The 17,273-nt window shown below is 67.6% G+C and carries 15 protein-coding genes and 1 pseudogene; 9 read left to right on the top strand and 7 right to left on the bottom strand.

From position 1 onward, the window contains the following. Positions 1-115: 115 nt before the first annotated feature. On the top strand, positions 116-1,732 hold the full coding sequence (gene rtcR / locus MEBOL_RS29335) for an RNA repair transcriptional activator RtcR (protein ID WP_095980531.1): 1,617 nt from the start codon (positions 116-118) through the stop codon (positions 1,730-1,732). Positions 1,733-1,891: 159 nt separating this feature from the next. Further along, complete coding sequence (locus tag MEBOL_RS29330; RefSeq protein WP_245918946.1) at positions 1,892-2,410, top strand: RNA polymerase sigma factor; 519 nt, start codon at positions 1,892-1,894, stop codon at positions 2,408-2,410. 9 nt (positions 2,411-2,419) lie between these two features. On the opposite strand, the gene MEBOL_RS29325 is transcribed toward MEBOL_RS29330, so the two are convergent. Both MEBOL_RS29325 and MEBOL_RS29320 read right to left on the bottom strand, forming a co-directional pair. Further along, a complete protein-coding gene (locus MEBOL_RS29325) occupies positions 2,420-4,789 on the bottom strand; it encodes a heavy metal translocating P-type ATPase (RefSeq protein ID WP_095980530.1) in 2,370 nt (789 codons plus the stop codon). Positions 4,790-4,869: 80 nt separating this feature from the next. Beyond that, positions 4,870-6,024, bottom strand: a complete 1,155-nt coding sequence (locus MEBOL_RS29320) for an LOG family protein (RefSeq protein ID WP_095980529.1) — start codon at positions 6,022-6,024, stop codon at positions 4,870-4,872. An 89-nt stretch (positions 6,025-6,113) separates the two neighbouring features. Between MEBOL_RS29320 and MEBOL_RS29315 the strand changes: the two genes are divergently transcribed. Together MEBOL_RS29315 and MEBOL_RS29310 are read left to right on the top strand one after the other, a co-directional pair. Beyond that, the gene (locus tag MEBOL_RS29315) at positions 6,114-6,851 is read left to right on the top strand and encodes a glutathione S-transferase family protein (protein ID WP_095980528.1); all 738 of its coding nucleotides are present in this window, start codon (positions 6,114-6,116) and stop codon (positions 6,849-6,851) included. 66 nt (positions 6,852-6,917) lie between these two features. Further along, positions 6,918-8,267, top strand: a complete 1,350-nt coding sequence (locus MEBOL_RS29310; RefSeq protein WP_095980527.1) for a hypothetical protein — start codon at positions 6,918-6,920, stop codon at positions 8,265-8,267. 139 nt (positions 8,268-8,406) lie between these two features. Here the strand turns inward: MEBOL_RS29310 and MEBOL_RS29305 are convergent, their stop codons facing one another. Together MEBOL_RS29305 and MEBOL_RS29300 are read right to left on the bottom strand one after the other, a co-directional pair. After that, complete coding sequence (locus MEBOL_RS29305) at positions 8,407-8,862, bottom strand: immunity 26/phosphotriesterase HocA family protein (protein ID WP_095980526.1); 456 nt, start codon at positions 8,860-8,862, stop codon at positions 8,407-8,409. A gap of 2 nt (positions 8,863-8,864) precedes the next feature. Continuing rightward, positions 8,865-9,530, bottom strand: coding sequence for a hypothetical protein (locus MEBOL_RS29300; RefSeq protein WP_157775652.1), 666 nt, complete (start codon positions 9,528-9,530; stop codon positions 8,865-8,867). Between the two features lie 484 nt (positions 9,531-10,014). Here MEBOL_RS29300 and MEBOL_RS29295 point away from each other — a divergent pair, with 484 nt between their 5' ends. Next, on the top strand, positions 10,015-10,410 hold the full coding sequence (locus MEBOL_RS29295) for a choice-of-anchor A family protein (protein WP_342747676.1): 396 nt from the start codon (positions 10,015-10,017) through the stop codon (positions 10,408-10,410). Here the strand turns inward: MEBOL_RS29295 and MEBOL_RS29290 are convergent. Further along, positions 10,394-10,870, bottom strand: a complete 477-nt coding sequence (locus MEBOL_RS29290; RefSeq protein ID WP_157775649.1) for a MarR family winged helix-turn-helix transcriptional regulator — start codon at positions 10,868-10,870, stop codon at positions 10,394-10,396. The genes MEBOL_RS29295 and MEBOL_RS29290 overlap by 17 nt on opposite strands. Further along, complete coding sequence (locus tag MEBOL_RS29285) at positions 10,867-11,751, bottom strand: DMT family transporter (RefSeq protein ID WP_095980523.1); 885 nt, start codon at positions 11,749-11,751, stop codon at positions 10,867-10,869. Before MEBOL_RS29285 ends, MEBOL_RS29290 begins: the two co-directional genes overlap by 4 nt. Before the next feature lie 159 nt (positions 11,752-11,910). Here MEBOL_RS29285 and MEBOL_RS29280 point away from each other — a divergent pair, with 159 nt between their 5' ends. Together MEBOL_RS29280 and MEBOL_RS29275 are read left to right on the top strand one after the other, a co-directional pair. After that, entirely contained in the window at positions 11,911-12,732 is an 822-nt protein-coding gene (locus MEBOL_RS29280; protein WP_095980522.1) for a DUF4114 domain-containing protein, read from the top strand. 421 nt (positions 12,733-13,153) lie between these two features. Beyond that, positions 13,154-13,633 (top strand): Rossmann-fold NAD(P)-binding domain-containing protein, encoded by a 480-nt coding sequence (locus tag MEBOL_RS29275; RefSeq protein WP_170115613.1) that lies wholly within the window; start codon positions 13,154-13,156, stop codon positions 13,631-13,633. Between the two features lie 211 nt (positions 13,634-13,844). On the opposite strand, the gene MEBOL_RS29270 is transcribed toward MEBOL_RS29275, so the two are convergent. After that, the gene (locus MEBOL_RS29270; protein ID WP_157775646.1) at positions 13,845-15,086 is read right to left on the bottom strand and encodes an RHS repeat domain-containing protein; all 1,242 of its coding nucleotides are present in this window, start codon (positions 15,084-15,086) and stop codon (positions 13,845-13,847) included. A 253-nt stretch (positions 15,087-15,339) separates the two neighbouring features. Between MEBOL_RS29270 and MEBOL_RS29265 the strand changes: the two genes are divergently transcribed. Beyond that, entirely contained in the window at positions 15,340-16,659 is a 1,320-nt protein-coding gene (locus MEBOL_RS29265; RefSeq protein ID WP_095980519.1) for a hypothetical protein, read from the top strand. A gap of 157 nt (positions 16,660-16,816) precedes the next feature. Continuing rightward, positions 16,817-17,092, top strand: a pseudogene (locus tag MEBOL_RS41465) (transposase); the annotation flags it as partial. Between the last annotated feature and the right edge of the window lie 181 nt (positions 17,093-17,273).

The raw sequence follows: 17,273 nt of genomic DNA, 5'->3' as shown, positions 1-17,273 counted from the left end.
CCCGGTCCCGCCGGGCACGGGGAGGGGTAGAGCAGGGCGCGTGCCAACGCTTCTCCCCAGGGGGAGCGTCTTTCCGCGCCCGATTTCCTATCCTCTGGGATAAATTCCTATCCGTATGGCGAAGACACGGGCGCGCGAGACGGTGGTGATCGGGATGCTGGGCACCACCCTGGACACGGGGAGGACTCCGAAGCGGTGGGAGCGGTGGCGGCCCACCGTGGGACTGTGCCAGCAGGAGGATCTGGTGGTGCACCGCCTGGAACTGCTCCACCCCCCGGCGCAGGCGGACCTGGCCCAGACGGTGACGGCGGACATCGCCCAGGTGTCCCCGGAAACGCGCGTGCGCCCCACCCCCGTGGACATCCGCAACCCGTGGGACCTGGAGGAGGTCTACGGCGCGCTGCTCGACTACGCGAAGGCCTACCCCTTCCAGCCCGAGCAGGAGGACTACCTCGTCCACATCACCACCGGGACGCACATCACGCAGATCTGCCTCTTCCTCCTGGTGGAGAGCCGCCACATCCCCGCCCGGCTCGTGCAGACGTCGCCCTCGCATGGGGGAAGGGATCAGGGAGGCCCCGGCGTGCATGCCCTCATCGACCTGGACCTGTCCCAGTACGACACGCTGGCGAGCCGCTTCCAGCAGGAGCAGCGCGAGGGCCTGTCCTTCCTCAAGGCGGGCATCGACACGAGGAACGCGGCCTTCAACCGGCTCATCGAGCGGATCGAACAGGTGGCCACGAGCTCCCGCGCGCCCCTCCTCCTGATGGGGCCCACGGGGGCGGGCAAGTCCCAGCTCGCCAAGCGCATCTACCAGCTCAAGAAGACCCGGCGGCACGTGAGCGGCCCGTTCGTGGACGTCAACTGCGCCACCCTGCGTGGGGACGGGGCGATGTCCGCCCTCTTCGGCCACGTGAAGGGCGCGTTCACCGGTGCGGTGGCGGACCGGCCGGGGCTGCTGCGGCAGGCACACGGTGGATTGTTGTTCCTCGATGAGATCGGCGAGCTCGGCGCGGACGAGCAGGCCATGCTCCTCCGGGCGCTCGAGGACAAACGCTTCCTGCCCGTGGGCTCGGACAAGGAGGTGGAGAGCGACTTCCAGCTCCTCGCGGGCACCAACCGCGACCTGCTGGCCGAGGTGGAGGGCGGACGCTTCCGGGAGGATCTGCTCGCGCGCATCAACCTGTGGACCTTCCGCCTGCCGCCCCTGCGCGAGCGGCCCGAGGACATCCTCCCCAACCTGCTCTACGAGCTGGATCAGGCCTCGCAGGCACTGGACACGCGGGTGACGATGAACAAGGAGGCCCAGGAGCACTTCCTGCGCTTCGCCACCTCGCCCGAGGCGCGCTGGAGCGGCAACTTCCGGGACCTCAACGCGGCGGTGCTGCGCATGGCCACGCTCGCGCCGGGAGGACGCATCACCCGCGAGGGCGTGGACGAGGAGTGGGAGCGGCTGCTCGCCGCGTGGACGCCCGGCACGCGGCGCCACCCGGCGGAGGACGTGGTGACGGAGGTGCTGGGAGCCGAGCGGGCGGAAGCGCTCGATCGGTTCGACCGGGCGCAGCTCGCGGAAGTCCTCACCGTGTGCCGTCAGGCCCGCTCGCTCTCCGACGCGGGACGACTCCTGTTCGCCCAATCCCGGGCCCAGAAGAAGAGCGTCAATGACGCGGATCGGCTGCGCAAGTACCTCGCCCGGTTCGACTTGAATTGGGCCGACCTGATGAGGGGATGACGTCCTGCTCGCATGCGTGCTGAGCGGCCGCGCATGGTTCCGGGGCCATGCCCCTCGTTATACTTCCCCATCGACATGAGAAATCCGCCCCTCCCCTCCATCGCCGAGTCCGACACCGGATCGGAGCAAGCCCCGGTGCATGAGGAGGTTCTGCGAACCTTGTTGAGCCATCGGGCGCGATTCGCCTCCTTCCTGGCGAGCCGGGTGGACAGCGAGAGGGTGGTGGAGGATTTGCTCCAGGCCGCGTACGTCAAGGCGATCGAGAAAGGCGCATCGCTGCGGGACACGGAACGCGCGGTGGCGTGGTTCTACCGTCTGCTGCGCAACGCCGTGACCGACCATTATCGGCACCGGAACGCGGAATCCCGGGTGCTCGAGCGTGAGGCCCGGGAGCCCGTCGCGGTACAGCCCGAGCCGGGAGCCGAACCGAAGGTTTGTGCGTGCCTGCACGGCGTGTTGCCCTCGCTCAAGCCCGAGTACGCACGGATGGTGCGGCGGGTGGACCTGGAGGAGCACCCGGTCTCCGAGGTGGCGCGAGAGGCGGGAGTCACCCCCAACAACGCCATGGTCCGCCTGCACCGGGCCCGTCAGGCACTCAAGACGCGGCTCCAGCACACGTGCGGCGCGTGTGCCGCACGCGGGTGTCTGGACTGCTCGTGCCAGAGCGCCCGATCTTGAAGGCGGAGGCTACAGCCGCAGCTTCCGCAGTCTCAGCGCGTTGCCGATGACCGACACCGACGACAGACTCATCGCCGCCGCGGCGAGCATCGGGCTCAGCAACAGCCCGAGGAACAGGTACAGCACGCCCGCGGCCACCGGCACGCCCAGCGCGTTGTAGATGAAGGCGAAGAAGAGGTTCTGGCGGATGTTGCGCAACGTGGCCCGACTCAGCGTGCGCGCCCGGGAAATCCCTCGCAGGTCCCCCTTCACCAGGGTGACCGACGCGCTCTCCATGGCGATGTCCGTCCCCGTCCCCATGGCGATGCCCACATCCGCCAGCGCCAACGCCGGAGCGTCGTTCACCCCATCTCCCGCCATCGCCACCGTGTGGCCCTCGGCCCGCAGCCGTCTCACCACGTCGCCCTTGCCCTCGGGCAGCACCTCCGCCACCACCGCGTCGAGGCCCAACCGCCGCGCCACCGCCTCGGCCGTGGTGCGGCTGTCCCCCGTGAGCATCACCACGCGCACGCCCTCGTGACGCAGCGAGGCCAGCGCCTCGGCCGTGGAGGCCTTGATGGGATCCTCCACCCCGAGCAACCCCGCGGGTCTGCCATCCACCGCCACATACATCACCGTCTGCCCCTCGCGCCGCAGCGCTTCCGCGCGAGGCCGCAGCCCGCCCACGTCCATGCCCAGCGACTCCAGCAGCGCCACGTTGCCCAGCGCCACCTCCGAGCCTCCAATCCGCCCCGTCACGCCCTTGCCCGTCACCGAGCGGAAATCCCTCGCCGCCGTCGGCACCACCCCGCGCGCCTCCGCCCCCGAGACCACCGCCGCCGCCAGGGGGTGCTCGCTGCCCCGCTCCAGGCTCGCCGCCAGGAGCAGCAGCCGCGCCTCGTCCATGCCCTCGGCCACCACCGATACCAACCGGGGCTTGCCCTCGGTGAGCGTGCCCGTCTTGTCCACCACCAGCGTGTCCACCTTCTCCAGCAACTCCAGCGCCTCGGCGTCGCGGATGAGCACCCCCAGCCCGGCGCCCTTTCCCATGCCCACCACCACGGACATGGGCGTGGCCAACCCCAACGCGCATGGACAGGCGATGATCAGCACCGCCACCGCGTTCACCAGCGCGTACGCCAGCCGGGGCTCGGGGCCCACGAAGGCCCAGACCAGGAACGTCACCACCGACGCCGCGATGACCGTCGGAACGAACACCGCGGCCACCTGGTCCACCTGCTTCTGGATGGGGGCGCGCGAACGCTGGGCCTCGGCCACCCGCTGGACGATGCGCGCGAGCAGCGTGTCCCGCCCCACCCGCTCGGCCCTCATCACCAGGCTTCCCGTGCCGTTGAGGGTGCCGCCCGTCACCCCCGCTCCCGGCGCCTTCTCCACCGGCATGGACTCGCCCGTCACCATGGACTCGTCCACCGCGCCCTCTCCCTCCACCACCACGCCATCCACCGGGACCTTCTCGCCGGGACGCACGCGCAGCGAGTCCCCCACCTCCACCTGCTCGAGCGGCACGTCCTCCTCGCGGCCGTCCTCGCGGATGCGCCGGGCCACGGCGGGCGCGAGGCTCAGCAGGGCGCGCAGGGCCCCCGAGGTGGCTCGGCGGGCCCGCAGCTCCAACACCTGCCCGAGCAGCACGAGCGTGATGAGGGTCGCCGCCGCCTCGTAATACACGGGCGCCGCGCCACCATGGCCGATGAACGCATGCGGCAGCAGCTCCGGCGCCACCGTGGCGAAGAGACTGAAGAGGTATGCCGCCCCCGTGCCCAGCGCGATGAGGGTGAACATGTTCAGGTGCCGGTTCCTCACCGATGCCCAGCCACGCGCGAAGAAGGGCGCTCCGCCCCAGAGCACCACCGGCGTCGCCAGCACGAACTGCATCCACGCCAGCACCCGGGGCTCGACCGCTCGCTGCACGGGCTGGCCGGGAATCAGGTCCGACATGCCCAGGAAGAGCAGCGGCAGCGTGAGCACGACCCCCGCCCAGAATCGCCGCGTCATGCTCAGCTGTTCGGGGTCCGGCTGCTCCTCGGGCAGCACCGTGAGGGGTTCGAGCGCCATGCCGCACCGGGGGCATGCCCCCGGATGGTCCTGGAGCACCTCCGGGTCCATCGGGCAGCTCCACCTCGTGCCCGGGGGAGACGGCACCCGCTCCTGCTCCGCCTTGGGTTCGAGATACTTCCGGGGCTCGGCGGCGAAACGCTCCCGGCACTTCGGGTTGCAGAAGAAGTACGTCTTCCCGTCGTGGAGGTGGGTCCCTCCCTTCGGCGCGTTCGGGTTGACCGACATCCCGCAGACAGGGTCCAACGCCGTCCCTTCGCTATCCGGAGGAAGGCCGTGCCCAAGGTCAGCCAGGGGCGCATACGACCGCATGTGCTCGTGAGCCATGTGAAAATCGCTCCTTTCACCTGGGCTGACGAAGCACTCGCCGGACCCTTACAGGGGTCGCGCCGCACGCGACAACGGACTCAACCCGCGACGCGCTGGGCCTCGCGCTCCTGGTTGAACTTCACGAGCGCCTGGATGATCTCCTCCTGGGAGTCCGTGAGCAGCAGATAGCGTGAGTAGTCGTGCCCCTGGGCGAGGTGTTCCAGCAACGGGTACACGGGCCTCGTTTTCGTCCAGAACTCGCGGCCCAGGAAGATCATCGGACTGATGACGCCCACCGTGTTGTAGTGGTTCTGGCACGCGTCCTGGAACACCTCCTGAACGGTGCCGGCGCTGCCCGGCGAGTAGACGACCCCGCCCTGGGCGATGGTGAGCAGGCCCTCCTCGCGCACGCTGTTGGCGAAGTACTTGGCGATGCGCGTGGCGAAGGGGTTGGGCGGCTCGTGGCCGTAGAGCCAGGTCGGAATGCCCAGGCTGTCGCTGATGGCTCGATCCTCGTCCCGTAGCGGCCAGGTGGCGCGCACCTCGAAGGCCCGGGACAGCCACTCGCGGTGCTTGTAGCCCGGCGCCAGCGCCAACACCTCGAGCGCCGCGTCCAGCTCGCCGTCGCTCCGTCCGGCGAACCACGCGCCCAGGTGCGTGGCCTCCATGGCGCCGGGGCCTCCGCCGCTCACCAGGAAGAAGCCCAGACGCGCCAGGGCGCGGGCCAGCTCCGCCACCGCGCGGTAGTCCGCCTGTCCTCGGAGCATGGAGTGGCCGCCCATGATGGCCACCACCCGGCGTGGCTGGCCCTGGTCGATGAGGGCTTCCTCCAGGGCGTCGCTGATGGCGTGGTCATGGAGCCGCTGCGCCAGGGTCTCGAGGATCGACGGCGGATTGGGCCCTCCTCGCGAGTTCCAGTGCGCGTAGATGCGGGCGTCCGGGGTGTCCGCGTAGCTCTCGGGATGCGCGGGGTCGAAGCCCGCGTATAGCTCCTCGGGCGTGTAGAGGCCCCCCCGGTAGGGCGAGTAGGGCAGCCCCGAGAACGGCGGGAACACCATGGCGCCCCGCCCGATCACCTCCTGCAAGATCCTGGCGTCCAGCAGGCAGCCCAGGAAGACGGAGCCCGAGAGGTCCGCGCGCAGCAACACCTCCCCCTGCTCCATCAGGTCCAACCCCTGGAGGATGACGTTGGAGAGGCTTTTGCCACCCGTCAGGTGTTGTTCGAACGCCGCCAGGCTCTCTATCTCCGTCACGTGAACTCCCAGGGAGGAAGGGGGGCCGCGAGGGTATCAGGCCCAGGCGTGGCTTGACGCCCCGAGGCGATTCGATTGAAAGAGCCACCATGACCACCCCCTCGTCCCTGCCCAAGCTCGTGCTGTGCGAGCTCGGAGAAACCGACATCCCTGGCCTGGAAAGCTACTCGCCGTTCTGCGTGAAGGTGCACCGCGCGCTGAAGTACCTGGGCCTGCCCTATGAGCGCCGCCACGGCATGCCCGGCAGCTTCAAGAAGTACTACTCCACCGGACAGGCGCCCGTGCTCCTCATCGGGGACAACGAAGCCGTGGGAGACTCCACCGACATCCTCTTGAGGCTCCAGTCCCTCACGGGGCGCACCTTCCACGGGACCCAGGACGCGAAGCTCGCCGCCGAGGCCGTCCTGTGGGAGGAATTCGCGGACACGTCGCTGGTGGGCTTCTTCATCTCCTCGCGCTGGGCCGACGATCGCAACTGGGCCGGGTTCCGCGACCGGATCTTCAAGCCCATTCCCGCGCCCCTGCGGGGCCTCATCTCCGGTCGGATGCGCAAGAAAATCGTGAGCGCCGTCGTGGCACGGGATGTCTGGCGCGCGGGCCCGGAGGCGTGTTGGCGGCGCTTCCAGGCCCAGCTCGACGCGCTGGAGGCCCGCGCCCCCGAGGAGGGCTTCTGGCTGGGCGCTTTCTCCATCGCCGACCTGGGCCTGTTCGCCCAGCTCTTCAGCCTGCGCCAGGACATCACGCCCTGGCAGCGCGATCAGATCTCCGCGCGCTCCCGGCTTTCCCGGTACCTGGACCGCGTGGACGCGGCCACCCGCGGCGCCTGAGCAACGCACCGCACCACGAAAACGAAACGGTGCGGGGGCCCGCGCCCGTCCTAGGATGTCCTCCAGATGCGAACGCGCAGGCCCCTGGTCATCGTCGATGCACTCGCCTCGCTGGCCAATGCCTTCAAGGACATCTTCCCGGGCAGCACCACGTCCTCGCTGTCGGCGGCGGACCTCGCCGCGCAGATCGAGGCGCTGGGCCCTCGCGCGGCGCTCAAGCCCAAGGTGGTGCCGCTCGACGAGACACGGCTCGCCGCCCTGCTCTACTTCGATCAACCCACGCCCCAGGCGGGGCTCCTCATCGACCTGTGGCGCCCGGTGCGCACGAGCGACAGCCACTTCGCGCGAGCCTTCTGCCGCGTCTTCAACGACGACCTGACCCACGTCTCCGCCGCCCTGCCGCTCAACGAGCACTGGGCCTCGCTCGAGCAGACGCGCCTGCGCCGCGCCGTGGCGCGCTTCCTCAACTACCGGCCGCACCAGATGTCCAACTGGATCCGCGCCGTGGAGGACTCCATGGCCCTCACCTACGAGGGCCGCGCCGTGCGCCACTGCCTCATCGTCGCGCGCAAGGCGCCCAAGCTCGTGCAGAAGCTGCAGAACAAGTTCATCCCCCTGCCGGGCGGCATCTCCATCGAGAACGCGCTCCTGCGCGAGAAGTGGATCCGCACCGTGGTGGATGGCCGCCGCGTGGCGCTGCTCGGCAGCATGCACTCCGGCAACATCATCGGCTTCATCTCGCTCGCCGAGGTGGACCGCAACGACGCCGCCCTGCGCTACGCCCCGCACGAAACGCTCGTCCCCGTGCAGGCCGTGCTCGGCCACTCCGCGCATGACGTGGCGCTCGTGGCCTCGCCGCAGGGAGACCTGTTCATCCTCAGTGGCAAGGGCTCCGTCTTCCAGAAGACCCACGGCCACTGGCGCGTGCTCGACTACGAGGCCCTGCACGAGCGGCTGTCCCTGCGCTTCCGCGAGGACGTGGTCATCGGCGTGCTCCGGGCCGCCATCGACCTGTCCTTCGAGCGCACGGGGGCCCTCTTCTGCCTGCTCGACTCGCGCGAGGATCTGACGGACTTCATCCCCGACCATGGACACGCGCTCGCGGCCAACTCCCACCTGCGCCGCAGCCTGAGGGGCCAGAACATCTCCGTCTGGGCGCAGCGCCAGGTCATCACCGCGGCGGCCGCCACGGACGGCGCCGTGGTGCTCGACAAGGACGGCAGCGTGCTGGACATCGCCTGCATGATTTCGAGCCCCAGGGAGATCGCCCGGCTGGGGCTGCGCGAGCCCAGCATGCCCGGAGCCCGGGCGCTCGCGGCGTGGCGGGCGAGCTTCCGGGGCGTGGCCATCAACGTCTCCGAGGATGGCCCCATCACCGTCTACGAGCGGGGCGCCACCATCGGCCGCATCGGCTAGTCACGACACTCCGGTTCCCACGGCAGCGGTTCCGGAATGCCCGGAGACTCGGAGAGGCCGAGCGCGGCGGGTTCGATTCCCGCCGCTTCCACGCAGAACAACCCGCCGCTTTGAGCCGCGTCCGCTCCTATGCGCGTGCCTATTTCAGGCGCACCTTCACGCGCTCCACGTCATCGTTGGGCCGCCCCATGAAGGAGTCGAGCAGGCGTTGCTCGACTCCCACCTCTTCCCAGACAGCCGAGCGCTCAAGTCCCACACACTCCTGGGGCTCCGCGCGCCTCGAATTGCCGACGGTGTCGAAGATCGTGCAGTCGCGGAGGTTCCCAATGTCCTGCATGAACTGGACGACCGGTTGAGAAAACTGCTCCTCCAGCTTTTTCCACCCAATGAACTCCCATGCCCTCTCCTCCATATGGCGAACCATGATCTTGAAAAGGATAGGCTTGGAGGCAATCCGCTCCAGATCGGAATCTGGAGTGTCGGTCCTGTAATCGTAATAGGCATCATGCGGCAGTTTGAGCACCCTGCCGTAACCGAAGGAGCCGTCGGCAAGGGGGATTCTCAAGAACGAGCCCGGTTTGTAGATTCGCGGCATCCCTAGTATCCCGTGTAAGGGTGAAGTTGGCCCCACAACTCCGTCGCGGCGGAGTGGAACCTTCTGCCTTGTGGATTTTCTTTCGCCACGCCGCGTACGGCGTTCTCGGTGCGATAAGGCGCTCCGGTGTCAGCGTGGGCTCCTCCAAGGGAATCAATCAACTGCTGCTCTCTCCCGCGAATCCGCCAGTAAGCGACGTCGTCGTATCGACGGCTATAGTCAACCCCGGTGCCGACATCAAATCGATCAGTCTGCGCCAAGCCGAACATGGCGCCACCCGGTTCAGCATTCTCGTCCAGGTGGTGGTTTCTGTCTCGGAGGAAAACCGCCAGTGCGGCCTGAAATTCGAGGGACACAGCAAGATCGACGACCATGCTGGTCCGCCCCGCGTAGTAGCGGTGGGTCATCTTATTGAGCTTTGTGTAGGTGACATAGATGCGCCCCAGCCTCTTGCCGGTGCTCTCGTCGGGTTTCGACCTGGGCGCTGCGCCAGGAGGAGGAACCTGGGCCGGGTATTGACCTTGAACCCACCCCATCACGTCTCCGAAGTGTGTGCCGTAATACTCGTCCGCAATCTCGATGGGGGTCTTCTCCCCATCCAGGGCCGCACGAGCCGTCAGGCAGACCAGCAGCCCACTGCCAACGGCTGCGACGAACGCTCCCCCCACCACCACCGTCTCCCCTGCGGCTCCGCCAGCCCCTACCTCCGCGCCCGCGCCTCCTTCAGGCACCAACCGGAGCACGCCCCGGGGAATGCCGTTCCCCAACCCCTCACCCGACAGCCATTCCAGGGCAGGAGCCGGACTTGGGGCAGGGGGAGCCACGGGCGAAGCCCCCGCCGTCGCCGCGACAAGCACCACGTTCACACCCGCGTGAGCGGAGGGCACCGTCTCATTCCAGGCTCCGGCCGCCTCGTCACGGGACGGGACATATACACAGCGCCTCTGCTCATCCGGCGTATGACGGACGCTTGGAGCAGCGCCGCCACACCCCATCAGGGCCAAGCAGAGCAGCACCAGTGAACAACGCATCACGTAGCACCTCGGGGTGAGCCTGCCCCGCTTTAGTGGCTCTCCCGCACTTTGTGTGTTCGCTGCTCGGCTGGCGAGTCGCGTGCGACGGAGCAGCAGGAGTCCCGCTCTTGGACGGCTCATGGAGCACATGAAGTGCGGGAGAGGCGTTTTAGTGGACATACCGCATAAGTCGGCTACACGAGAGGTAGTGTCCATGGAGAGAAGGAAGAGGCGGAGCTTCAGTGTGCGAGGGAGGCAAGAGCGTCTCCCAGGTGGCCGAGGACGTGGACACCAGCGTCTTCGGCCGGAAGAACGACTTCTCCATCAACGCGCCGGTCAACTCCCGCGTCGTCATCAACATCCGGGGCGCGTACGCCCGGTTCGCCACCTCGGCCAGTCATTCAGCGGTGGCATCAATCAGAAGAGCGTCCTCTTCAACTTCGTCGACACCACGAAGATCGAGGCCACCAGCTACGGCTTCTGGGGCACCATCCTCGCGCCTCACGCGGACATCACCTTCAGGTGGAGGGGTTGACGTGCTTGAAGTGGTCTCGAACTTCGCCGAGGAGCGCATTGAGCTCCTTGAGCCTCCGGGGGCCGAACTTCGACAGGAACCCCTCGTGCATCAAGTTCCATTTTCGCGCAGCAGCGGACGTGACGTCTGTCCCGCGAGCGGTCAGCCGCACCACCTTCGCGACGCCTTCGCCGTTCGATTCAGAGGCCACGAGGCCCTTCTTTTCGAGGATGTCGAGCGCACGGTACAAAGTCGTCCGTTCCATCTCGAGATGTTCGGCGAGCCGCATCTGGGAGATGGGCTGGTAGCGCGAGACGTTGATCAAGATCGAGTACTGGATGACGTTCACGCCGCTCTCCTCGAGCGCCAGGTCATACGCACGGCCCACAACGCGTGAAGCCATCTTCAAGTTCGTGCACACGCACTGAATGGGCTTCAAATCTGGCTGCGAAGCCTCGGGACTCTTCTTCTTTGGTTTCAAGCCGGAGCTCCATTTCGGGCAAGAAAGACGCCGAGCAAGATGACCGCGGTTCCCAGACACTGGGAGAGAGAAAGCCCCTCCTTGCCAACAAGCGCGCCGACGGCGAGGGCGACCACTGGCGGGATATAGAAGACCGACGACGCGGTGATCGCGCCCAGGCGCTCGATGATGCGGTAGTAGAGGATGAACGCGATCCCCGTGCCGAGCAGTCCGAGCCCCAATGCGAGCGCGGCGAGGGATGCAGGCACGCTCGCCACCGCCTCGACGCCCTTCATGGGGGTGATGAACGCGAGCAACAAGGCCGCACCGGCGGTTTGATACCCGGCAAGCGCGATGGGGCTGAGCTTCAAGGGCGTGATGAACTTGTAGGCGTAGACCATCCCTGACGCGTATCCCGCCGAACCCAAGAGCATGCAGAGGGTGCCGTGCAGGGCATTGCTCGATGAGGCCTCGAAGAGCCGGGTCACGTCGGCGACCCAGGCAACGCCGACGAGCCCGAGAAGCAATCCGAGTCCTTTTCTCGCGCTCAATCGATCCTTCGGAAGAAAGAGCGCGGCGGCCACCGCTGTCATCAAGGGGATGATGCCGCTGATCGCGCCGGCCGCTCCCGACTGCAGATACTGCGTGCCCTTCACGAAGCTCACGTACGGGACAACGATGGAGAGAATCGACATTGCCGCGAAGTGGTGCGCGTTGCGGAGGTCGGCCTTCGCCAGGCTCCTGCGCGAGAACGCGAAGAGCAGGATGGGGACTGCCCCGAACGAGGCGCGCAGCCAGGCCACCTGCAGCGGCGAGATGACCTGAACGGCCTCCTTCATGAAGAGGAAGTTCGTTCCCCAGATCACGCCCAGGACCAAGAAGAGGATGGAGTCGACATTCATGCAGGCACCGATGATGTATATACATCACGTCCATCCTGCCCTCAAGTTCGCGAAACGCATGGGACGGAACAGGCGCTCTGTTGAGGGGTCGGTCGCCGGGAGCACCAGGGTGTCCTCCGTCCCCCGCGGGACGAGGGCGGCTGGGTGACTGGATCGCGGATGCTGGTATCAGGAACGAACGACAGCGGCCTGCTGTGGACCGCGCCCATCTGTCTGGCGGAGGGGAGCGCCCCTGTCTCGGTGACCGCCACCAATGACCTTGGGCTGTCCGCCACGATGGGGTTCGGCTTCAGCGTGACGCAGAACCTGAGCCTCAATCACCAGACGTCCTTCCTCCCCGCGGACTTCGAGACGCTCCAGAACGTGACGCTCACGCCGAACTCGAAAATCCAGACCACCCCACCGGCGCCCCCTCTGTCCGTGGAACGCATCGTCTTCACCCACGACCAGCCGCTGAGCATCTCGCTCGTCGGAGGAACCACGACCGGGAGCAACACACTCGGCTGGCTGTATTACGACGATCTCGTCGCCCGCGGCTACATCGACACCCAGGGCACACCGGCGGACTCATCGGACGACACGCTGCGAGACGCCAATGGCAATGGCATCGCGGACCTGCACGAGGACCTCTACAACCTGGCGCCCCCCACCGGCACCGCTCCGCTCGGACAGGAAGCCGCCTTCCTGCCCGTGTCGGGCACGGGCACCATGCCACACGCCCTGTTGAGCGCCCCGAGCACCACGCCGGACCGGTGGTTCCTCGGCTTCGAGGACTTGAGTGGGGGCGAAGACCGGGACTTCAATGATGCCGTCTTCATGCTGCGCGCCCCCGCCCAGCCGGGGTGGGTGCGCTCGCGGACCCTGACGTCCCCCGACCCGCGTTGCGCGCTGTCGCGCGTGCGTCCGCCACGGCCTTCCCCATCGACTCCGCGGTGGCCACCGACTGCGGCACCAACCCCACGCCCACCTGGCGGAAGCTGACCCTGGCCCGCGGCGCTGGAGGACCCAGAGCAAGTCGCAGGAAACCGCGAGCTGCTGCGACACCTGGAGGGCGAGTTCCGGAAGCTCCCCGACGCGTGGCGGGCGGCGGTGGTGCTCTGCGATGTCGAAGGTCTCGCGCCCCAGGACGCCGCCGCGGTGCTGAATGTGGAGGACGGAAACCTCCGGGTCCTCTTAATCGCGGGCGAGCCCGACCGCGGCAGAGCATCGTCACGCTTTTGTAGAATCAGGTGTAACGCTTCTCCGCCTCGCCACTCCAACCGCCAAACGTGGGCCTTATCTGGAGACGGACTGGAGCAGTGAGGAGGCGTGGGTTCCGCTCTATCAGCGATCCAAGACCCTGTCGGAGCGCGCCGCCTGGGATTTCCTCGCGCGTGAAGGCAGAGCACTGGAACTGAGCGCGGTGAATCCCGTTGGCGTGCTGGGACCGGTGCTTGGGCCTGACACGTCGCACTCGATCGGAATCATCAAGCAGCTCCTGAGCGGCGCGATGTCGGGCTGCCCGAAGGTCTATTCGCCGTACGTCGATGTCCGCGACGTGGCGAAGCTGCACCTACGCGCGATGACTCACCCGGCGGCGAAGGGCGAGCGCTTCATCGCCGCGGCACCGGGCACCCACTCCATCGCGGACGTGGCGCGGGTACTGAAGCGGAAGCTGGGCGCGCACGTCTCTACGCGCGAGCTCCCCAATTGGCGCGTGAGGCTTGCGGCACTGCACAACCCGGCCGCGAAGGTGGTCCTGCCGCACCTGGGGTCGGTGCGCGAGACGAGCAGCGCAAAGGCAGAGAAGCTTCTGGGCTGGTCGCCTCGGCCCTTCGAGGACGCCGTCGTCGCCACTTCGGACAGCCTTTTGAAGCTCGGGCTGGTCAGGCCAGCTGCATGAGGCCTTCGGTCATTCCATCCTCGTGAACCTGGTTCCCGCCGATTGGTCCTCTAAGCCGATCCGCGCCTCCTCGTTAGCGGAGAACTGTGCCCTGGAGGTTGCGTGGAGGCCGTACGCCATCCCACGGCGTGCATGTGTGCGCGCTCACGGCAACGCCGAGTGCCTTAGAATCGCCCGGCGCGTTGTGAAGTGTGGAGACGGGAGGTTTGGATCACCTCACCTGTGCAGCGCGGGCGCGGGCTTCACCACCGGCATCGCCCTGCGTCTGAGCGACGCCGGACGGGGCGCACTCATAGGTGAAGTCGCGCAGCACGGGCCCGTCATCCAGTCCCGGCGTGCCCGAGTACACCTCGTGCACCAGCCGGCCCGCGTCATCGCGCTCGTGCGTACGCGTGGCATCCACCACGCCGTCCTCGTCGCCGTCCCACTCGTCGAGCGCGACAATCTCCGTGCCACAGAAAAAGGTGGTCCGGCGGGTGACGTGCACGGAGCTCCGCTCCGGCTCGCAATCCGGCAAACGGGCCCCACATTCGCCATAGTCCGCCAGTTCCTCCGCGAACCGCTCGCGCCGCCCCGCGGGATCGTAGACGGTGCGCGTGACGGAGGTGGCGTCCCAGACGTACCAGGAGTGCAAGCGCCACTCCCGGCGCAAACGCCCCGCCTCGTCGTAGCCCAGCTGGCGGCGCCTCAGGTGGTCCGGGTCTTGCGCGAGCGACCCGACGAGCCGGCCCGCCGCATCGAACTCCTCCTCGAAGTTCATCTTCCCGGTCTCCCACTCGTGGCGCTTGAGCACACCATTGGGCCAATAGGACAGGCTCGCGCATCGGCTGTCCCCCGAGCCGCACAGCCAATCGCTCTGCTCGTCGGCGATGCGCACCAGGCGCCCTTGCACGTCGTAGGTGTAGAGACTCGTGACCGACTCCCCGGACCACTGGCGCACGACGCGCGTGATACGGCCCTGGGCGTCGTAGACGTAGTCATACGTCTTCGGGGGGTCGTGCGAGAACGAGTCCACGCGCCGCAGCAGCCGCCGGCCGTCATAAGTCCACTCCGATTGGGTGGACAAGCCGAACGCGAGCTCCTCCCGGCGGTACAGCCGCTCGAGTCCCTCGCTCCAGACACGCGTCTCCACCGTGTGGAGCGTGCCGTCGCTCGAGAACTCGCGCACCTCGAGGGGACGGCTGTCGGCGTCATACCGGGCGCGCACGGAGGAGCCATCCGCGAACACGGAGAAGGACGCGCACGCCGTGGCTCGCACCGGGGGCGTCGGGCGCGTCCAGGGGATGCACGCACGCGGCGGCAGGGACGGCTCACCCTCCAGTCCGGACACCGTGCCACCGCCAGCCGGGTCGTCGCCCGGACCCAGCCCCGTCCGCTCCCCCGACTCGGTGGGCTCGGCGGGAGATGGTGACGTGCTTCCACATGCGCTCACCACCAGACACATGGCCAGCATCCATGCGCTCCGCCCCCGTCCCATGCTCCCTCCCCTGTTGTCGCGGGAAGGTGTTCATGGACCCATCGCCCTACAAGACTTCACCCGGAGTCAACGCATCGGGCGAATGGGAGGCGTGTAGAGTGGAGTCCGCGCCTCATGTCGTTTCCGTCGCCAAGCGTTCGGCATGTACCCAAGCGAGCGACCGGGGGCTATGGGCGCCCACACTCCACGTGCACACCTTGCCGGCCAACCAACCGGAGGGGAGATGGGAATGCGCAAGCACTGGAGGCTGATGGGATGGAGCGTGTGCGCGATGCTCGTGGGGTGTGGTGCGACGCGCGAGGAGCCCGCGCCAGGGCCCACACCCGAAGCCCCGGCGCCCCTCCCGGACACGCCCGTGCCCGCCCAGCCGCCCGCGTCCACGCCCCCCACGGGTGAGGCGCCTCCTCCGGGTGAGCCCTCGACGCAGCCCGAGACGCCCACCCAGGAGCCCACGGTGCCCGTGGTGCAGCCCCCGCCGTCGCCGGGCGAGGTTCCCCCCGTGAGCGCGGGCCTCGAGGGTTCCCCCACCCTCAAGCCCGTGGCCTGTGTGCCCTGGAAGGGGAAGGTGGCGCCCGTGCGCGCCACGGCGTGCGAGGGCACCTCGGTCTTCGCCAACGGCGACCGCGAGGTGGCCCGCTACGACGCCGACAGCCGCCTGCTGGAGCGGCGCCGCTACGGGCCGGATGGCACGCTGCAAGAGACCGAGTTCCACACCTGGAAGAACGGCCACGAAACGCTCCGCCGCCTCGAGTTCCCCGAGGGCTCCTGGGACCAAATCGAGTGGGCGTATGACGACGCGGGCCGGCTCGCGCGGCGGACCGAGACGTTCGACGCGCCCACCCTTCCCCGCTCCTACCAGTACATCCGCGACGCGAAGGGCCGTCTCGAACGCATCGAGCGCCAGACCTCGAACGGACAGGACGGCCCGATCGTCTACCACTACAACGCGGTGGGTCAGTTGGTGGAGATCGACAGTCGGCCGGACTGCGACCTGAGAGTCGCCCGCTGCGAGACGTTTACCTACTGGCCCAATGGCCACGTGAAACAGAACGCGTGGACCGACGACCACCACATGAGCTTCACGAACCTGTACGACGACCGGGGCAACCTCGTGGACGAACAGGAGGAGGGCTTCGAGCATGTCCGACACACCGTCACCTCCCACGACGCGGCCCGCCGGGTGTTCCGAAGCTGGGAAAAATACGGCGGCTATTACCGCAGCCACGAGTTCGTGCGGACCCTCTATTACGACGCCTCGGGCCTGCTGCTGCTCGAGCGGCTTGGCAAGGTCTACACCCAGCTCTCGGGCCCCGGCATCGAATACCCTTTGGTGACCACGTACCTGACCACCACCCGCCGGCTCACATACCTGTGTGGCACGAAGATCGTCTGGCTCGACGAGTGGGACAGCGACCAGGACGGCGTCGTGGATGCCCGGCGCACCCACGAGCGCGATGACAAGGGACGGCTCGTGCACGAGGAGTACTCGGGCACGCCGGGCCTGGACGACGGTCCGGTGCGCCGCGACTTCAAGTACGAGTGTGACTAGCAGCCCTGAACGACTGGAACCCTCACCCAGGTGGGGAGGTGGATCGCGCTCTGCTCCGGAAGATCGAGAGCCTCGCTGCCGGCTCTTCTCGAAGGCTCGCGCAACTTCCGCTCTCGGGATCGCCCTCTCCAAGGACCCCGGACAGTTCCACCAGGCGGTAGCACCTGACAAGCGAGTGTCGGTGGAAGACAGCGAAATGCGTCACGGCCGCAAGAGCCAGAGCAAGCGCTTCAATGGGTTCAAGCAGCACATCGCCGCGGAGGTGGAGATGGGCCCGTTAGTCGCCTGCACCGTCACTCCAGCCAACCGGCCCGAGGCGGAGGCCACTCCGGAGCTCCAGAAAGACATAAGGCGACAAGGCATTGGAATGGACGAGCTGTACATCGACCGGGGGTATATCAACAGCCCGGTGGTGGGAGCTGTCCAGGAGCAGAGGCAGGGTCCCCAAGGCAGGTGGCCTCATCCAATGGCTTGCTCTCCTTCTCACGGAGACCCCGCTTGTCCAGCGGGCTGGCCCGACGCCCTCCTCCAATAGTGCGCTAAAACGGGAAAACTCGAACTTTGCTTTTTGCCAAAACATTCCGTGCTAGAAGAGCGCCCCGCTGACCCACACA

Origin of the sequence: Melittangium boletus DSM 14713 (assembly GCF_002305855.1) — a bacterium.
Taxonomy (GTDB): Bacteria; Myxococcota; Myxococcia; order Myxococcales; family Myxococcaceae; genus Cystobacter; species Cystobacter boletus.
Note: the sequence above shows the minus strand (reverse complement) of the source record. Positions and strands in the feature narration are given on the sequence as shown.